Origin of the sequence: Plantactinospora sp. CA-294935 (assembly GCF_050936445.1) — a bacterium.
Lineage (GTDB): Bacteria > Actinomycetota > Actinomycetes > Mycobacteriales > Micromonosporaceae > Plantactinospora.
In genome coordinates, this window is the sequence record NZ_JBNJMU010000001.1 from 6,362,093 (window position 1) to 6,378,793 (window position 16,701).

15 protein-coding genes are annotated in these 16,701 nt (G+C 70.0%); 6 read left to right on the plus strand and 9 right to left on the minus strand.

Features of this window, described 5'->3' with window-relative positions; genetic code table 11:
- Positions 1-3 precede the first annotated feature (3 nt).
- On the minus strand, positions 4-1,017 hold the full coding sequence (locus ACQEVC_RS28030) for a radical SAM/SPASM domain-containing protein (protein ID WP_432883197.1): 1,014 nt from the start codon (positions 1,015-1,017) through the stop codon (positions 4-6).
- Between the two features lie 265 nt (positions 1,018-1,282).
- Between ACQEVC_RS28030 and ACQEVC_RS28035 the strand changes: the two genes are divergently transcribed.
- Positions 1,283-2,191, plus strand: coding sequence for a glycosyltransferase family 2 protein (locus tag ACQEVC_RS28035; protein WP_432883199.1), 909 nt, complete (start codon positions 1,283-1,285; stop codon positions 2,189-2,191).
- 454 nt (positions 2,192-2,645) lie between these two features.
- Here the strand turns inward: ACQEVC_RS28035 and ACQEVC_RS28040 are convergent, their stop codons facing one another.
- Positions 2,646-3,299: a DUF3159 domain-containing protein gene (locus ACQEVC_RS28040; protein ID WP_432883201.1), complete on the minus strand. Its 654-nt coding sequence runs from the start codon at positions 3,297-3,299 to the stop codon at positions 2,646-2,648.
- 11 nt (positions 3,300-3,310) lie between these two features.
- Positions 3,311-3,958 (minus strand): TetR/AcrR family transcriptional regulator, encoded by a 648-nt coding sequence (locus tag ACQEVC_RS28045; RefSeq protein WP_432883204.1) that lies wholly within the window; start codon positions 3,956-3,958, stop codon positions 3,311-3,313.
- 202 nt (positions 3,959-4,160) lie between these two features.
- Between ACQEVC_RS28045 and ACQEVC_RS28050 the strand changes: the two genes are divergently transcribed.
- A complete protein-coding gene (locus ACQEVC_RS28050; protein WP_432883207.1) occupies positions 4,161-7,160 on the plus strand; it encodes a family 16 glycoside hydrolase in 3,000 nt (999 codons plus the stop codon).
- 86 nt (positions 7,161-7,246) lie between these two features.
- Here ACQEVC_RS28050 and ACQEVC_RS28055 read toward each other — a convergent pair whose 3' ends face one another.
- The 5 genes from ACQEVC_RS28055 to ACQEVC_RS28075 form a co-directional block, all read right to left on the minus strand.
- Positions 7,247-7,846: a hypothetical protein gene (locus tag ACQEVC_RS28055; protein ID WP_432883209.1), complete on the minus strand. Its 600-nt coding sequence runs from the start codon at positions 7,844-7,846 to the stop codon at positions 7,247-7,249.
- Complete coding sequence (locus tag ACQEVC_RS28060) at positions 7,843-8,139, minus strand: RNA polymerase sigma factor (RefSeq protein ID WP_432883212.1); 297 nt, start codon at positions 8,137-8,139, stop codon at positions 7,843-7,845. The genes ACQEVC_RS28055 and ACQEVC_RS28060 overlap by 4 nt, the downstream gene beginning before the upstream one ends.
- 297 nt (positions 8,140-8,436) lie before the next feature.
- Positions 8,437-9,219, minus strand: a complete 783-nt coding sequence (locus ACQEVC_RS28065; protein ID WP_432883214.1) for a hypothetical protein — start codon at positions 9,217-9,219, stop codon at positions 8,437-8,439.
- A 9-nt stretch (positions 9,220-9,228) separates the two neighbouring features.
- Positions 9,229-10,005 (minus strand): hypothetical protein, encoded by a 777-nt coding sequence (locus tag ACQEVC_RS28070; RefSeq protein WP_432883217.1) that lies wholly within the window; start codon positions 10,003-10,005, stop codon positions 9,229-9,231.
- 70 nt (positions 10,006-10,075) lie between these two features.
- Positions 10,076-11,221, minus strand: a complete 1,146-nt coding sequence (locus ACQEVC_RS28075) for a PucR family transcriptional regulator (RefSeq protein ID WP_432883219.1) — start codon at positions 11,219-11,221, stop codon at positions 10,076-10,078.
- Positions 11,222-11,632: 411 nt separating this feature from the next.
- Here ACQEVC_RS28075 and ACQEVC_RS28080 point away from each other — a divergent pair, with 411 nt between their 5' ends.
- The 3 genes from ACQEVC_RS28080 to ACQEVC_RS28090 all read left to right on the plus strand — a co-directional run bounded on the left by ACQEVC_RS28080 (position 11,633) and on the right by ACQEVC_RS28090 (position 14,050).
- Positions 11,633-12,361 carry a lytic polysaccharide monooxygenase auxiliary activity family 9 protein gene (locus ACQEVC_RS28080; protein WP_432883221.1) on the plus strand — a complete coding sequence of 243 codons (729 nt, stop codon included), beginning with the start codon at positions 11,633-11,635 and terminating at the stop codon, positions 12,359-12,361.
- 408 nt (positions 12,362-12,769) lie between these two features.
- Positions 12,770-13,216 carry a protein-tyrosine phosphatase family protein gene (locus tag ACQEVC_RS28085; protein ID WP_432883223.1) on the plus strand — a complete coding sequence of 149 codons (447 nt, stop codon included), beginning with the start codon at positions 12,770-12,772 and terminating at the stop codon, positions 13,214-13,216.
- Positions 13,217-13,393: 177 nt separating this feature from the next.
- Complete coding sequence (locus tag ACQEVC_RS28090) at positions 13,394-14,050, plus strand: MFS transporter (RefSeq protein ID WP_432883225.1); 657 nt, start codon at positions 13,394-13,396, stop codon at positions 14,048-14,050.
- Positions 14,051-14,147: 97 nt separating this feature from the next.
- Here ACQEVC_RS28090 and ACQEVC_RS28095 read toward each other — a convergent pair whose 3' ends face one another.
- Positions 14,148-15,542: a hypothetical protein gene (locus tag ACQEVC_RS28095; RefSeq protein WP_432883228.1), complete on the minus strand. Its 1,395-nt coding sequence runs from the start codon at positions 15,540-15,542 to the stop codon at positions 14,148-14,150.
- Between the two features lie 332 nt (positions 15,543-15,874).
- On the opposite strand from ACQEVC_RS28095, the gene ACQEVC_RS28100 reads away from it, so the two are divergent.
- Complete coding sequence (locus ACQEVC_RS28100) at positions 15,875-16,648, plus strand: gamma-glutamyl-gamma-aminobutyrate hydrolase family protein (protein ID WP_432883231.1); 774 nt, start codon at positions 15,875-15,877, stop codon at positions 16,646-16,648.
- Positions 16,649-16,701: the final 53 nt, after the last annotated feature.

Here is a 16,701-nt window from a genome sequence, read left to right on the forward strand (position 1 = left end):
AGGTCAGAACGTGTGCCGGTAGAGGGAACAACCCCGGCACACGTCGGGTGGGTCGTTGCCGGAGAGACGCCGACGGAACTCGCGGTACGCATCGCCGTACCAGATCTGGGGGAAGCTCTGCTCGGCCAACCGTCCCAGCGACACCCGGTCGTCGCCCATCACCATGCAACAGGGCTGTAGCACGCCCGTACTGGTGACGTAGGCCGCCTCCCAGGGCCACGAGCAGCCCCGGCCGTCGGACACCCCGGTCACCGGTGGCGTGCCCGGGCGCGGCAGACGCAACCGTACCCGGTGGTCCCGCGCCACCCGCCGCGCCTCGTCGAAGACGGTGGCCGCCCGGTCGCCGTCCTGCCCGGCCCACAGTGCCTGCTCCATCGTGAACCGGCGGATTTCGTGGTAGCGGCCGGTCGGGTCGGTGTCCGAGAAGCTGTGCGACAGGTTCTGCACGTGCAACTCGTCCACGCCGAGGCGGCCCAGCAGGCGTACCAGGTCGGGCAGTTCGGCGACGTTGTCGCGCATCGCGACGAAGACCACCCGAACCCACGGGGTGCTGCGGCCGGCGGCGCGTTTGGCCCGGACGAGCCCGGCGAGGTTCGACACGACGGTGTCGAAGGCGGCGGTGTCGCGGACCGCCTGGTAGGTGCTCGTCGATGCGCCGTCGAGCGAGACATGGAGCCAGTCGACACCGCTGTCCACCAGATCTTCGGCCCGTCGGCGGGTGAGCAGGGTGGCGTTGGTGTTGAAGCCGACGGTGATCCGCCGATCGACCGCCGCCGTGATCATCTCCATCAGGTACGGCGACAGGAGTGGCTCGCCGAGTCCCTGTAGGGTCAGCCGGCTCAGGGTGGGCACCTGGTCCAGGAGCCGGTGGAACAGCTCCGGCCGCATGGCACCGGCGAGCCTGTTCACCGGCGGCCGGTACCGCACCAGGCACATGACGCAGCGCAGGTTGCATGCCGAGGTGATCTCGACCTGCAGATGCGCCGGCAACGGCGGGTGCAGAGCGTCGGCCGCCATGCCCTCCGATGCCCCATATCTATCCGACCAAACCTGCCTGCCCCGCGTACTCGTCCGCCACGGACACCGTCTGGATTCTGCCCTGACGACCCGAGCTGATCGCGGTGGACGAGGAGACCCGCCAACCGCGTCAGGCGAAGCAATCCGGTCGCCGATCTGGCGGTTTGACCACCGCCGGGCCGCCTGTCCTGTCAGGGTGACGGAAGGACCCAGGAGGATCGACCATCTGACATGAGCGGACCGGGATGGGGGTACCAGCCCGATCATGCGCGACGTGACGGTGGTGGTGGCCACCCGCAATCGGCGGGACCAACTCCTGGCAACACTGGCCCGGCACACGGCGCCGGTGATCGTGGTCGACAACGCTTCCACCGACGGAACCTCGGAAGCCGTGGCGGCGTGCTTCCCCGAGGTTCGGGTCGTCCGGCTCGATCACAACGCCGGTGCCGCCGCCCGCAACGTCGGCGTCGAATTGGCCCGCAGCCCCGTCGTCGCCTTCGCCGACGACGACTCCTACTGGGCGCCCGGCGCCCTGGACCAGGCGGTACGGCTCTTCCGGTCTCATCCCAGGGCGGGGCTGCTGACCGCACAGGTACGGGTCGGTCCGCAGCGGCGCCTCGACCCGGTGTCGGCGGCAATGGCCGAACAGCCGCTCGGGATGCCGTTAGACCTGCCCGGTCCGGCGGTGTTGGGTTTCCTGGCCTGCGCGACCGCGGTGCGCCGCCGGGCCTTCCAGCAGGTGGGTGGCTTCAACCCGAGGTTACGGGTGTACGGCGAAGAGGCGCTGCTGGCGTTGGACCTTGCGGCGGCGGGCTGGGGGCTGGCCTACGTCCACGATCTGGTCGTGCACCACCTTCCGCTGGCGGCTGACCGGGTCCATCGCGTCCGGCACCGGCTGGAGGCACGCAACCGGCTCCTCACCGCCGCTCTCCGGCGTCCCGTGCCGGTGGTCCTGCGTACGATCAGCGAGGTCTGGCGCATGCCCCACGGGCGGTACGCGCTCGTCGACGCGGGCCGGGAACTGGGCTGGGTGCTGCGGCGCCGCCGGCGATTGCCGGCCGAGGTCGAGGCGGCCCGGGCCCTACTCGACCGGTTCGACGGGAGGGCGCAGTCCGGGCTGGACGAGCTGCGCGACCACGGGGTTGGCCGGGCGACAGCGCGGCGCCCCGGTTGACTACCGCCCCGGACTGGCCCCGGGCGCTGGCCGGGATCGCCAGCCAGTCGATCAACCCGAGAACACCCGCGACCAGGGCAGCCACGATGCCCGGCGGCGATGGTGTACCCGGCCGCGACGGCAGAACTGTCGGGTGCCTTGCTACCCGGATCGAGGCGTTGTCCCGGAAACCTGAGGCGCCGTCCGTTGTCCTGGATACGGCGTGGACCCGCGCACTGCCGCTGCACTCCTGGCTGCCGGACGCGCACACCCAGGCGTCTGCCGTGGCCCTGAGTCAGTCGGCGCGGCCGGCCCTGAGTGCCGCCGCGGTGTCGACGACGCGCCGGGCCTGGTAGCGGGCCGCTTCCAGGACCACATCACCGGGTGGGTCATCGGCGGTGTCACGGCGATCGGCGACAGCGGTGGCCCTGTCAGCGCCGAACTCCGCCCGATCGAGGGCGGCGAGCGGGTCGCGTCAACGACTACGGCAGTAGCCGAGGCGGTGGTCAGCGTGGCGTACGGCCCAGACGACGACGACCAGCGCCACCGCCCATAGTGGATAGTTCATCGCGATCTTCGAGACCGTCAGCCAGCCGACCTCGTTCTGCTCGTAGAGCCGCTGCAACACGACGAACCGGGCCGCGAACACGGCCGCGAGTACGGCGGTGGCGATGTCGTACCGTCGCAGCGACGGACGGTCCCGGCGCCACCACATGCCGACTCCCTGGGTGGCGCTCCAGAGCACCCCGACCAGCGGCCGGCGCAGCAGGATCGAGATGACCAGGGCGACGGACGCCAGGAAGTACCACCAGATGTCGGCCAGGAAGAAATCCCGAGCCTCGCCGCTGCGTGCGGCGAGGATCCCGGAGACCGCAACGCCGACGAACCCGCCGAACGCCGGACGCAGTGGCTGGCGACGCAGCACCCGCACCAGGGTGACGAGCACGCCGGTGCCGACGGCGATGGCTATCGCCGGGTACAGGCCCCACCACAGGTTGGTGATCACCAACACGGTGGGTGGCAGGGACGACTGGATCAGCCCGGTCAGGCCGCCGGTACGCTCCCATACCGTTGTTGCCGCCGCCTTCGGAGCGGGGCGGTCGCTGTCTGGGTTGTTGTCGGACCGCATCGGGCTTCCCTTCACTGTGGATGTGTCTGACCTGCGGCTGCGGCACGGTTTCCCTGCGCGATCGACCGCCTCGCCCGAGCCGGGTCGTCGCCGTAGCCGACCAGCAGCCGGAAGGTCATGTCGTCGAGGACGAACCGGGCCTGCTCGTCCGGCAGGAGTTCGGCAACCGTCATGGTGACCATGCCGTGTCGCATGCTCCATATCTGGGCCGCCCAGACCGGGACCAGAGACGTACGCGCGGCCGGGAAGCGGCCGGCGGTCACGCATCGGCGTATCACTGCGACCAGCCGCTCGTAGGTGGCGGCGCCGAGGTTGTCGTCCTCCGGCGGGGGGTCGAGGAACATCGCCCGGTACAGGTGATGGTTCGCCACGCCGCTGGCGAAGAAGACCGCGCCGGCCGCGACGAGGTCGGCGACCGGGTCGTCCGAGGCCGGCACCGCGTCGAGTCGCGCGTTGAGGCGGCCGAACGCCTCCTCCCGGACCGCCCGCCGAACCTCGGCCATGCTCTGGAACCTGCTGAAGACGGCCATCGTCGAGGAGCCGATCTCCGCCGCCAACCGGCGGCTGGTCAACGCGGCGGGGCCCTCCTGGGCCAGCACTCGCGCGGCCGCTTCGACCAGCATCGTACGCACCCTGGGATCGGCCGGTCGAGGACTCATGTACGCAGCATACCATCGTTATATAACGGCGGTACAAAAAACCTGGGGCGACTTTTACTCATTCCTCCGAAAGTTTCGTTAGCAAGATCCAAAGTGGTACTGTCAGCGACCTATCTTTTGTGTTGCGAGATCGACCCGACCGGTCCATCGGAAGAAAGTTGCCCGACCGCATCTGCCGGATCCGCACTCATCAGGAGGAACCGTGACCGCACCGAACCGACGGCACCCGCGCGGTCGCGCCGCGCTCGCGGGTGCCGCTCTGGCGATCCTTTCTGCCGCCGCCACCGTCACCCCGGCCACGGCCGCGCCCGTCGCCGCCGACATCCCCCCGCAGGAACCCGGCGTCACCCTGCGCTCCTTCGACATGGGCACCCCGCTGGCGGCGCTGTGCACCCTCAAACCGGCACAGACGCCGAACGTCGACAAGCTCATGCCGCAGATCAACTGGACCACCACCGACGAGTTCGGCCTCTCCGACCGGTTCGTCAGTCACGTCATCGCCAACCTCGCCGCGCCCGTCGACGGCAGCTACACGTTCCGGCTCACCAGTGACGACGGGTCACGGCTGACCATCGGCGACCAGCCTGTCGTCGACCACGACGGTCTGCACGGCGAGACCTCCGCGGAAGGGCCCGTCACCCTGAGCGCCGGCCTGCACCCGTTGTTCGTCGAGTTCTTCGACAACGGCGGCGGCCAGGTACTGCGGCTCGAGTGGCGCGTCCCCGGCGCCGACCACTTCGAGGTCGTGCCGACCTCGGCGCTGAGCACCGACGCGGGCGTCGTGCGTGTCACGGCGCCGGGGTGGAAGTACTGCGAGGGCGCCACCGACTCGGCCGGCGACGGCCTGCCCCTCGACCGGGTGCACCCCGGCTACACCCTCACCGACCTGCGTCCACAGGGGGTCCAGCCACAGGTCACCGGCATGGCCTTCATGCCCGACGGCGACCTGGTGATCTCGACCTGGGGCGGCACCGACAACGCGACCGGCGAGGTCTACGTGGTCGAGGGCGCCACCGGCCAGACCGGCCCCGAGCAGGTGACCTACCGCAAGTTCGCGGAAGGGCTGCGCGAACCCCAGGGCGTTGCCGTGGTCGGCGGCACGGTGTACGTCAGCCAGAAGCACGAGCTGACGGCCCTGCGCGACACCGACGGCGACGGCGCCGCGGACAACCGCCGGACGGTCGCCACCTGGCCGTGGGGCGGCAACTTCCACGAGTTCGCGTTCGGCCTGCTCTATCGGGACGGATACTTCTACCTCAACCTGTCGGTCGCCATCGACCTGGGTGGCGCCACCACGGTTCCCCAGCCCGCGCCGAACCGCGGTACCTCGATCAAGGTGAACGCCAGGACCGGGAAGATCACGTACGTCGCCGGAGGGCTGCGTACGCCCAACGGAATCGGCTGGGGTCCGCGGGGCGAGGTCTTCGCCACCGACAACCAGGGAGGCTGGCTACCCGCGTCCAAGCTGGTCGAGATCAAGCAGGGCGCTTTCTACAACCACTACACCACCCCGGCGGGCCCGTTCGACGACAAGCCGGTGACGCGTCCCATCGTCTGGCTTCCGCAGAACGAGATCGCCAACTCGCCATCCACCCCGGTGCTGCTGAGGCAGGGGCCGTACCAGGGGCAGCTGGTCGTCGGCGACGTGACCTACGGCGGCCTGCAGCGTGTGTTCCTCGAGAGGATCGAGGGCCAGTACCAGGGCGCGGTGTTCCGGCACACGCAGGGCTTGGAGTCCGGCGTCAACGAGGTGGCACTCGGCCCCGACGGCGCGATCTACGTGGGCGGCCTGGGCGCCGGCGGCAACTGGGGCCAGGAGGGGAAGCTCACCTACGGCCTGCAGAAGCTCACGCCCAACCGCAGCTCCGTGTTCGAGATCAAGCAGATGCGCGCGTCGCATGTCGGGTTCGAGCTGGAGTACACCGAGCCGCTGTCGACCGAGACCACGCAGAAGCTCGCCGATGCCTACCAGGTGACGCAGTGGCGGTACGGTGCGACGAGCCAGTACGGCGGGCCCAAGCTGGAGCTGGAGACGCTCGACGTCGCCAGGGCCGAGCTGTCGCGGGACCGCCGTACCGTCAAGCTCAGGATCCCGGGGCTGAAGGAGAACCGCGTGGTGTACCTGCGCTCACCTCGCCCGTTCACCTCGGCCGACGGTGAGGAGCTGTGGAACACCGAGGCCTGGTACACGCTCAACGAGATCCCGGGTCGGGTGGTGCAGCCACAGACGTTCTTCGAGGCCGAGGAGGGCCGGACCGCCGGTGTCGGCATGGCGACCGACCACGCCGGCTACTCCGGTGCCGGCTTCGCCGCCGGGTTCGCCCAGGACGGCTCGTCGACCAGGATCGCCGTCGACGTCCGGGCGAGCGGGAAATACGACCTGGCGATGCGCTACAGCAACGGTCCGAACCCCTACTCCGGCGAGAAGCAGCTCAGTCTGTACGTCAACGGTGAACGGGTGGAGCAGACGGTCTTCCCCTCCACCGTGACCTGGGAGGAGTGGGGCACGGTCACCACGACCGTGCGCCTGGGCAGGGGCCGTAACGTGATCGAGTACCGCAAGGAGGCCACGGACTCCGGACACGTGAACCTCGACGTGCTCGCCGTCCGGCCGCACGGCACGCGCATCACCTTGTTCAACGGTCGCGAACTCGCCGAATGGCAGCACAGCGACGGGCGTGAACCCGAGTGGACGGTCGCCGACGGTGCCATGACGGTGCGCAACGGAGACCTGCGTACGGTGCAGGCCTTCGGCGACTTCCGCCTGCATGTGGAGTTCAACCTGCCGCTGTACCCGCCGGACGTGACCGGCCAGGCGCGCGCCAACAGCGGCGTGTACCTGCAGGACCGCTACGAGATCCAGGTGCTGGACTCGTTCGGGATCGACCCGCCGCAGACCAACGACGCCGCAGCCATATACCTCCAGAAGGCTCCCGACGTGAACGCGGCGCTGCCGCCCCAGCGCTGGCAGACGTACGACATCGTCTACCGGCAGGCTCGCTACGACGCGGCCGGCAACAAGGTCGAGAACGCGCGCGTCACGCTGGTGTGGAACGGTGTCAGGGTGCACGACGACGTCGAGATCCTCGGCCCCACCGGCGGCAGCCGGCCCGAGGGTCCGGCCTCGGGCGCCATCCGGCTGCAGGACCACGGCAACCCGGTCCAGTACCGCAACATCTGGGTCGAGCCGCTCGACCTGTAGCCAACGCCTGTGGCCACCACGCGGGCGGTCGGGACTGGTTCGCCAGCCCGGCCGCCCCGTCAGACTGCGTGTCGGGCGGTCGGTGCCTACCGGCCGGGTGTCGGGGTCGGACCGGTGCTCTCGGCTGGAGCGTCCAGCGGGACGATCCTGCAACGTTCCTCGTCGAGCGGAACGACGTTGACGTGGGTGGCGGCCAGCTCATCGCTGCTGTCCATGGCGTACGCGGTCAGCGCCAACCGCTCGTCCGGATCCAGCCGGCCGGGATGGACGATGAAGCCGTACCCGTTGCTTTCCAAGCCCTTCTCGGACGGGGAGAAGTCAGTACGAATGGTCTTCTGCCTGCAGACCGTGCCGGCGGGCGCGAAGCTGATGTACGCCGGGACGCCCGCCTCCGCCAGCTTGCGCTCCAGCCCTGCCGGGTCCTTCAGCTCCCAGATCTTCACCTCCACCGAGCCGTCGGCACGGGTCTCGACCGTCCAGGCCGCCGATCCCGCGTCCTGGCCGAGCACCACCGGCATGCCGATTGCCGCGCCGACGGCGAGCGTCCCGGCACCTGTCAGCGCACCGACCCGCGCCGGTCGGATGCCCCGGCGCCGCTCGACGGCGCCCGGCGCCGCCTCGCGCTGCGCGATCTCGGTCTCGAGTACGGCCAGCAGCCGGTCTTCGAATGACGTCGAGTCCTTCACCGTGGTACCTCCATGATCGGGTGATGCGTCACTGCGCCGACACCGGGCGGGTGCCGGTGTAGGCGCTTCCGGGCGCGGTGCAGGCGGACCCGCGCCGACACGGTCGATATGCCGAGGGCCGCCGCCGCATCGCCGACGGTGAGTCCCTCGATGGCGACGAACTCCAGTACCGCCCGCTCGCCCTCGGTCAGCTCGTCGATGGCGGGCAGCATCCGCCGGATGGCCGTCTGTGCGTCGATCCGCTCCTCCAGCCGGGTGATGTCGTCGTCGGTGAGCAGCCGCCGACCGGCCACCCGGCCGATGGCACGATGTCTTCATCCGGGACTTGCCCGCAGGGCGCCGGAACGTTACGCCGCCGGCGACCGGCTTTTTCAAGCTCTCCTTGCGGCCTGGCGGACCTCAAGGTCGGACGCGGTGCGTGAGCGCCGCGCGGTGCAGGTGGAAAAGGTCCAACGACGATGCCCCAGCGCGCCAGGTCGGCGTGCTGGGGCCAGGGCTCGGGCTCGGGGGAGGGCTGGGGGGCTCGTCGGTGTCCGGGCCGTCTCCGGCCGCATGGTGTCGATCGACACCATGCGGCCGGGAAGAACGGGTCAGACTCCCAACGAGCGCAGTTGGGGTAGGGCGGACAAGGCCGTGGGTCGGCTGGTGTTGCGGGTGGCGGAGTTCTCGGCCTGGGCGCGGACGGGCTCGGCCGGGGCGGTGACCCACTGGGACTGGCCCCAGTCGCCGTTGTAGGCGGTGCACTCCCACCACTTCTCGCGCGGGAGGCCCGGTTCCTTGAGGCCCTTCTTCACACAGTCCGTCGGGGTGAGCTTGGCGACGACCGCCTCGTAGCTGCGGATCTGGTCCTGGATGACCAGGTTGATGCCGTTGGGCAGGCCGGCGCGGCCCCGAGCGGCGACCACGATGGCGAACAGTGCGGGCAGGACATGGCCGATGTTGTCGACCGCCTGCGGGGTCTGGACGGTGGTGACGTACGCAGTCGCCAGCGTCGCGCAGCCCGTCGCGTTCTGCGCCCAGAGCTGCCGCACCGTGTTCGACATGTTCTCGATGTCGGCGAACTCGATGGTGTGCTGGCGGGCGCAGGCCTGCACCTCGGCGCTGGCGATCAGGTCGGTGTGGGCGATGATGTCGTTCTTCGCGGCCTCGACGGCGGCGACGATCTCCTGGACCGCCGCCTTCAGCGAGGCGTCCTCGGAGCCGCCGCCGGACAGCAGGTGCCCGGCGACCTGGACGACGAGGCTGACCCAGTCGAGGGCCATGGCCTGCACGTCACCGGTGCGCGGTGCGGCCTGGGCCGGTACGGCGGGGACCACCGTGACCGCGACGGCCAGGCCGGCGGCGATCAGGCAGTTGCGCAGTCGTTTTCTCACGTTGCTCTCCTACTGTCCCTGTCCGGCGAGGATGCGTTTGGCCGCCGCCCAGCTGGAGTCCTTGGCGGCTTCGAGCTTGAGGTTCTCCAGGTTGACCGGCCCGCTGTGCCAGGTGTCGCCGACCTTGTGGTCGACGGCGGAGGCCTTCTCACCGTTGGCCGCCGTGCACTCGTGACGGACGTAGATCCGGCCCGGAATGGGTTCGGGGTCGCTGACCCGGGTGCATGTCGGTTCCAGGTCGGCCACGATCTTCTGGTTGAGCTGGCGGTACGCCGCTGCGATGTCGCTGAGCCCACCGGTCCAGCCGGCGTCGGTGCGCGCGGCCAGCAGGATCGGGTAGAGCACCTGCGCGCCGAGGCCGATCTGGTCCTTGGCCTTCACCCCGACCGCCTCGTACTTGTTGCTCGCGTTCTGCGCGTAGCGGCCGACCTCCATGGCGAACATCTCCAGGAGGATCTCGTTGTCCCGGAAGTTGTGGTAGTCGAGCATGTCGATCTTGACTGAGGCGGCGTGTCCCAGCACCTCGGCCGCCTCGATGCCGTCGATGTGCTCGTTCACCTCGTTCTGCAGACCGGTGAGCGCGCCGGTCACGATCCGGACGAACTCGACGATCTGTTCCGGCGTCGCACCGCCCGACCGGTAGATGTTCCAGGCGATCAAGGATGCGTCCACGATCGGACCGCTGATGCCGTCGGCGTTGGCCCGGGCCGGTTGTGCGGTCCCGGTCAGCAGCATCGCGAGTGCGACGGCCGGCGCCGCGATGCCACGTATGAGTCTCCTCCACATGGCGCAGAGTGTCTCGGCACCGGACGGGGCGCGTCTTCGTGAGCGGTGCGTAAGTCTGCGGTGACGTTTGTCAGTCCGCGTAGTGCGCCACGGCGAGCGTCCGCGCTACCGTCGCACTCAGCAGCCGGACCCCGACGGTCGAGCCGGGATCGATGCCGGTGACCTCGCGCACGCGGCGCAGCCGGTAGTCCAGCGTGCGCGGGTGGATGTGCAGCGCGGCGGCGGCGCTCGTCCGGTTCATGTCGCTGGCGTAGTAGGCACGCAGCGTCGCCACCAGGTCCGGGCCGGTGGAGAGCGCCTTCGCGTAGCTGCGCAGCCACCCGTCGAGCGCCGGCGTGCGCGCCACCGCCATCTCCACGAACAGGTCCGCGATCTCCGGCAGCCGCTCCGGACGATCCTGCGGCGGTGCCACCCGGCTCGCCTCGCGGGCCCACGCCAGCGTCTCGGCCAGTCCGCCCACCACGCCCTCCGCCGAGCCCACGCCGCAGGGCTGGCCGATCAGCGCCGCCGCATGGCGTATCCGCTGAAGGATCTTCGCTTTCGGAGTAGTGCCGGGTGTGAGCACCGCGAACTCGTCGGCGCCGAGCCAGGTCACCGGGACCCGGTCCGCGGCGAACGCGGCGACCACCTCGGACTGCGTCTCCGAAGCCGTCGGCTGCGCCATCTTCAAGATCGAAATATGGTACTGCCCCGCGAGGCGCAGGTCGGCGACGAACGGCTCCACCGGCTCGTCGGCGAGCAGGGTACGGGCCAGGATCTCCAGCCGCGTCGACAACACCCGCGCGCCACCCACGCCACGGGTGTAGCCGCGCAGGTAGGCGCTTCGAGCCCGGACGCCCTGGGTACCGAGCCAGCCGACCATCCGCAGCAGGTCGGTGACGTCCTCGGGGCGGGCCAGATCGTGCACCTCCCGCACCATCATCGCGGTGTGCAGGCCGAGTACCTGTTGCTGCGAGGGCACCGACAGTCCCACCTCGGCCCGCTGGCGGCCGACCGTGGCGATGCCGGCCAGGTCCTCCTCGGTCAGCGGCAGCTCGGCCGCGGCGAGGTCGAGCGACCGGCGCCGGATGAACACCGCGAAGTCGTACATCCCGATGCGGTCATCGACGCCGGGCGACATCGCCTGGTACTCGCTGACCTCGTTGGTGTACGTCTCGACCGCGTGCCGCGCGTTGACCTCGACCCGTTCGCGCAGGGCGTTGAACAGTGCACTCATCGATGCGCTTCCTCTCCGTCGCAGATGCTTCGGAGCAGTGGCGGTTGCGGATGGGTCGCCACGTCATCGACCGTAACAGATACTCCACGCCTTCCCGGCCGTCCCGGGTGTACCTCGTCGTCGTGCGCCGGGTCGCCGTCGTCCGCGGCGCAGGTGTAGTGGATCTCCGTGACTACCGGGCGGTCGCGCTCGTCGTGCTCGACCCATCTCGCCGCCCGGTCTCAGCTCGACCGCGAGGATGTCGTAGCTCTGGTTCCTCCTTACATAGTTTGCTCTCTAAACTATTGACAAGCTGCATGCATCGATGTGAATCTCTGTTCAGGGCACCGCCGCCGGAGCCGGGTGGTTGGTGCGGGAGCGCCGGGCAGCCTCCCGCGTACTCGCTCGTGCAATCGACGTCTGGGGATTCCCATGTCTTCACTCGCCCAACAACTCAACCCGGCCCGGCATCGCGCCTCGATGGTCCTGCGGCTCGTCGCTCTCGCGGTGGCCGGGGCCGTCGCGCTCACCGTGGCCCTGGTGGTCACGCAGGACACCGCGAGCGCGCACGGTTCGACGATCAACCCGGCCTCGCGCAACTACGGCTGCTGGAAGCGCTGGGGCAGCGACTTCCAGAACCCGGCGATGGCCACCCAGGACCCGATGTGCTGGCAGGCCTGGCAGGCCGACCCGAACGCCATGTGGAACTGGAACGGCCTCTACCGCGACGGCGTCGCGGGCAACCACCAGGCCGCCGTGCCGAACGGACAACTCTGCAGCGCCGGGCAGACCGGCGGCGTCCGGTACGCCGCGCTGGACAACCCGGGCAACTGGCAGGCCACCAGCGTCGGCGCCAACTTCGGTGTCAAGGTCCACGACCAGGCGCTGCACGGGGCGGACTACTTCCTGATCTACGTCACCCGGCAGGGGTTCAACCCGCTCACCCAGCGGCTGGGCTGGAACAACCTCGAACTGGTCCGGGAGACCGGCCGGTACGCGCCGGGTGCCGGCACCCGGGAGAACGACCCGGTGCTGAACGGCGTCTCCAACACGATCAACGTCAGCGCGCCGGGGCGCAGCGGTCGGCACATCGTCTACACCATCTGGAAGGCCAGTCACTCCGACCAGACCTACTACTGGTGCGCCGACGTCAACTTCTGAGTCGGAAACCGGTAGGCGCCCGCCCGCCGCCCTCCGGCCCGGGCTGCTCGCCCCGGCAGGAGCAACGGGGCACCGACCAGAGCTGCACCGCGACCTGATCATAGAAGCTTTTCAACCTCCCCTTGCGGTCCGGCGGACCGCGAGGTCGGACGCGGTGCGTGGCCGCCGTGGCGGTCCAGATTGAAAAGGTTCATTCCGTGATGGTCCGGCACGGGCCGGGTCCGCGCCGCGCGTGGACCCGGCCCGTGCCCCGCCGAGTGACCGCTCGGGTCGATCGCGTTCGCCGCGGCAAAACACAGTCAGTGCCGCGGCAAAAACACAGTCAGTAGGGTGCGGAAAACCACACCCGAAGCCGGTTCCTATGATCGCCGTCCAGAGGTATCTCTCACATGCGGGAGCGTGCTGATCATGGGGTCGATCACTGGCTGGGAACCCGCCGCCGGCGTCCTCCGCCTGCCGTCCGGGCGCCTGGTGCGTGGCCGTGGCCTGCGCCGGCCCCTGCCGGCTGGGCCGCCGCCAACCTTGGGCGTGTACCTGTTGGGTCGCACGCCACCGCCGGTCGCGTGGGAGAGCCGGTGGCTGCGCTGGCCCGACTTCTGGCTGCCCAGCGACCGCCGGCAGGCGGCGAAGACGCTGCGCGAGGCGTGGGAGCGCGCCGCGAGCGAACGCGTCGAGGTGGCCTGCGGCGGCGGGCGCGGCCGCACCGGTACCGCGCTGGCCTGCCTCGCCGTGCTCGACGGGGTACCGGCGGACGAGGCGGTCGGATTCGTCCGACGGCACTACGACAAGCACGCCGTCGAGACACCCTGGCAGCGCCGGTACGTCGGACGCTTCGCCGTCTCCGCCGTACCGTGACCCTCCGACGGCTACCGGACGAACGCTTCGCGCCTGGGCCCGTAGCCAAGTCTGGAAGGGTAGTCAGCAGGCCGGGCCAGGGAACGACGGCCGGAGCCGGTGACGCCGAACTGACCGATCCTCGCCGACCGCCGGTACCGTCACCTGTCGCGCAACCGCGTCCGTACACTCCCGGGGGTGACCCCGTCCTTCCCCGGTACCGCCGACCACGTTTCTCCGCACGGCCCGCGCCCCGGCGTACGCCCGGCCTGGCTGCTGATCGGGCCCGCACTCGCCGCCTCGCTGGGTGCCTTCCTGCTGACCCTCACCGTCGGGCCGGAATGGGCCGCGATGCAGCGGGACATGGGTCTGCCGGCCTCGGCGATCCTCTGGGTCTTCGTCGCCTACCTTCTGCCGGCACTACTGGCGGTCCCGATCGGCGCTCTGCTCGGCCGCCGGTGGCCGACCGCCGTCGGATTGCCCGCGATCGCCCTGATGGTTCCCGGATCGGTGCTGATCACGCTGGCCTCGGGGAGCGGTTCGCTGCTGCTCGGCCGCGCGGTGGCCGGGTTCGGGGCCGGTCTGGCCTGGGGCGTGACGGCCGTGCTGGTCGCGCAGGCGGGCCCACGGCGTGTGTGGGCGGCGCCACTCGTCGCCGGCGCGGTGGTGCTGGGGCTCGGTCTCGGGCCCGTGGCTGGGGCGCTGTTGGCACGGATGCTCAGCTGGCGGTGGCCCTTCATGCTGGCGGTGCCGTTCGGGGCGGTGGTGTTGCTGGTGATGGTGGTGAGCGGGATCATCATGCTGATACGGCAGGCGTCCACGCCGACTCAGCCTCCGGCCGCACCGTCGGCGTGACGGACCGGGCGGCCTAGCGCACCGGTCGAGAACGGGCTAGCGGGACCCGCCGGTCGACAACCACAGTCGTACCCAGGACGCCGCCGCAGGGTGGGCGCTAACGATGCAGCAGCGCGGCGGCTCCGTCCGCCACCGCTCTGGCCAGGTCTTCCAGACGGCACCGGGCCGTTCCGGCATCGCCAGCGAGTACCACAATGTCCACGCGCCCGGACGACGCGAGATGACCCACGTTGTGCACGAGCAGGTCACCGCGCCCGGTGGACGGATTCCACAGCCTGTCTTCCAGTCGTTCGATCAGGACGTGGAACGGTACCGTGCGAAGCTCTGGATGCCGCAGGAAGCCGAAGGCGTACGGTAGTTGCCCGTGGTGGGGAAAGAGGCGGTCCAACATGGCGCCCAGCACCGAGCCGCCGCTCCACCTGGCATTGCAGTCGACGACCCGAACGTCCGCGTCCGCGAAGGACCGACCGGTAACGATGAAATCCAACGACAGACGCCCGACATATCCCAGTCCTTGCAGGAGTACCGCGATCGTCGAAGCGTGGCGGCGCAGGCGGCGCACGATCTCGTGCGGAAGAGAACCGGCGACGCCGCCACCGAACTGGGACCGGTCGGCGTCCGTGAAAACCTGATCGATGACGCGGCCGCAGATCGGTGCCGCTGCTTTCCCCGGGGGGATCCTGACCTCGATGCTGGGCGCGGCGATTGTTTCCTCCCAGCCGGTTACCAGTACCGGAGAATCGTTGCGCAGATCCAGCTCGCGGTACACGTCGGCGGCCCAGTCGGCGAGGGCCTGCCGGTTGAGTCGACGCAGGGCGTCGGTGGCGAAGAAGCGCATTCCCAGGCCGCCGGCCGAATCTGGTATCCGTACGGCGAGCTTGGACGAGCGCCGGGAGATTTCCTGGACTGCGGCCGGGAACTCGGCGAGGCGGCGTGTCACCCGCAGCCGGGGGATCGCCTCGGCGCCGAGCAGCTCCGCGGCCGCGCCGAGGAACCAGGACTTGTCATTTGCCAACCGACACAACCGGGGCGGCGGCCCGAGCACCGGCACCGATCGGTGCGCCGCCCGGGACAGCCGCTCGGCGAGCTGCCATGCCGCTTCGCACGCGTGGTAGGGATGCAGATAAGCTCCACTGCGAGCGGCTTCGACCAGGGCGGCCGACGTACGGCTGTCGTTCCAGGCCGCCGTGCAGAGGTCCGCTCCGGAGTCGGGATGAAGCCATACCGGGTCACCCAGTCGAAGACGGGCCGAGTAGTACTCGTCGAAACCGGATGGCGGACGTGGCCGACAGACGATGACGTCGCCGTCTCCGGCACGCAGCCGGGCCCTCAGCTGGAACCCGTCGGGATATGAAATCTGATTCATGAGCCGGATCGCGCTGTAGTCATCGAACAGGACGGCCCGCCCGACCGAGGCCCACTGCCCGTGATCTGTCGTCGCTTCTTTCTGCGCGCGTAGCTCCGGATCGCCGTGGAGAATGTCCGCTGCCATCTGCCGAGCCCTGCGCCGCTGCTCCGGTGCCGGATCAGCCGGTTCCTGCCGCTGCGGATCTGTTCCTTCGCGGGGTTGCGATGGCCGCATCTGATCCTCATCTCGCCCGATGCGTTGAAGAGAAGGGATTCTTCGTGCCCCGATCCTCCCGTACGGTCCCGTCGCGTCGATGGTAGAGGAATCCGTCGATGCCTGCGGGTAGGGATGTTGCTACGGTAACGGCCACGGCGTCCGGCGGCGTCATGGTCGCCGCCGTCGGTCGTACGCTGCACGGACGTGCCGGCGTCGACGCGCTCGTGACCGACGTCTTACCTGGGCGAGAGGCTGATCACGTGGGAACACCAGCACGCACCAGGCCGGTCGTCGGCGTGCTCGCCTGTAGCAACCAGAGCGCCACCGGCACGACGTACTCCCGGGTCAACAGGACCGTCGTCAGTCAACTCGCCCGGCACGCCGGCGTTGCCAGTGTGTTGATCCCGGCGGCCGAGCCGGACGTCGCCGGCGCCGTCCTGTCCGTCCTCGACGGTCTCGTGCTGCCCGGTGGCCCTACCTTCGTGCACCCGGCCGGTTACGACGCAGCCGTGCCGGTCCAGCCGAGCCGGGAGTACGACGCCGCCCGCGATGCCGTCGCCGACGCACTGCTCGTCGCCGCCGCGCACCTGCCCGACCTGCCGGTGCTCGGCAGTTGCCGGGGCATGCAGGAGATCGCCGTGCACAGTGGCGGACAACTGCGCGACACCGATCCCACCGACAGCCACCGGCGGCTACCGGACGACAACGACGACAGGTGGGGCCCGGCCCACCCGGTCACCCTCACCCCCGGCGGCCTGCTGGCCGACCTGCCCGGTCTGCCACCCGGCGACCAGTTCCTGGTCAACTCCCAACACTCGCAGGTCGTCGCCGGGCTGCCGGACACCGTCGACATCGAGGCGGTCGCGCCCGACGGCGCGGTCGAAGCCGTCAGCGTCGACCGGCCACACCGGTTCGTGCTCGGTGTTCAGTGGCACTTCGAACAGCACACCGCCGGCAGCCCGCTGGACCTGGCCGTCCTGGCCGAGTTCGGCCGGCGATGCCGGATCCGACACGGCGGCAGGGTCGCACGCTGACCCGGTGGACCGGCATCGCGATCAACTACTCGGCACCGAGGGAGCGTCGACGA

Excerpts from the sequence above, each read along its gene's own strand:
- ACQEVC_RS28030 (WP_432883197.1), bottom strand. The coding sequence starts at position 1,017 with ATGGCGGCCGACGCTCTGCACCCGCCGTTGCCGGCGCATCTGCAGGTC.
- ACQEVC_RS28035 (WP_432883199.1), top strand. The coding sequence starts at position 1,283 with ATGCGCGACGTGACGGTGGTGGTGGCCACCCGCAATCGGCGGGACCAA.
- ACQEVC_RS28040 (WP_432883201.1), bottom strand. The coding sequence starts at position 3,299 with ATGCGGTCCGACAACAACCCAGACAGCGACCGCCCCGCTCCGAAGGCG.
- ACQEVC_RS28045 (WP_432883204.1), bottom strand. The coding sequence starts at position 3,958 with ATGAGTCCTCGACCGGCCGATCCCAGGGTGCGTACGATGCTGGTCGAA.
- ACQEVC_RS28070 (WP_432883217.1), bottom strand. The coding sequence starts at position 10,005 with ATGTGGAGGAGACTCATACGTGGCATCGCGGCGCCGGCCGTCGCACTC.
- ACQEVC_RS28075 (WP_432883219.1), bottom strand. The coding sequence starts at position 11,221 with ATGAGTGCACTGTTCAACGCCCTGCGCGAACGGGTCGAGGTCAACGCG.
- ACQEVC_RS28080 (WP_432883221.1), top strand. The coding sequence starts at position 11,633 with ATGTCTTCACTCGCCCAACAACTCAACCCGGCCCGGCATCGCGCCTCG.
- ACQEVC_RS28085 (WP_432883223.1), top strand. The coding sequence starts at position 12,770 with ATGGGGTCGATCACTGGCTGGGAACCCGCCGCCGGCGTCCTCCGCCTG.
- ACQEVC_RS28095 (WP_432883228.1), bottom strand. The coding sequence starts at position 15,542 with ATGGCAGCGGACATTCTCCACGGCGATCCGGAGCTACGCGCGCAGAAA.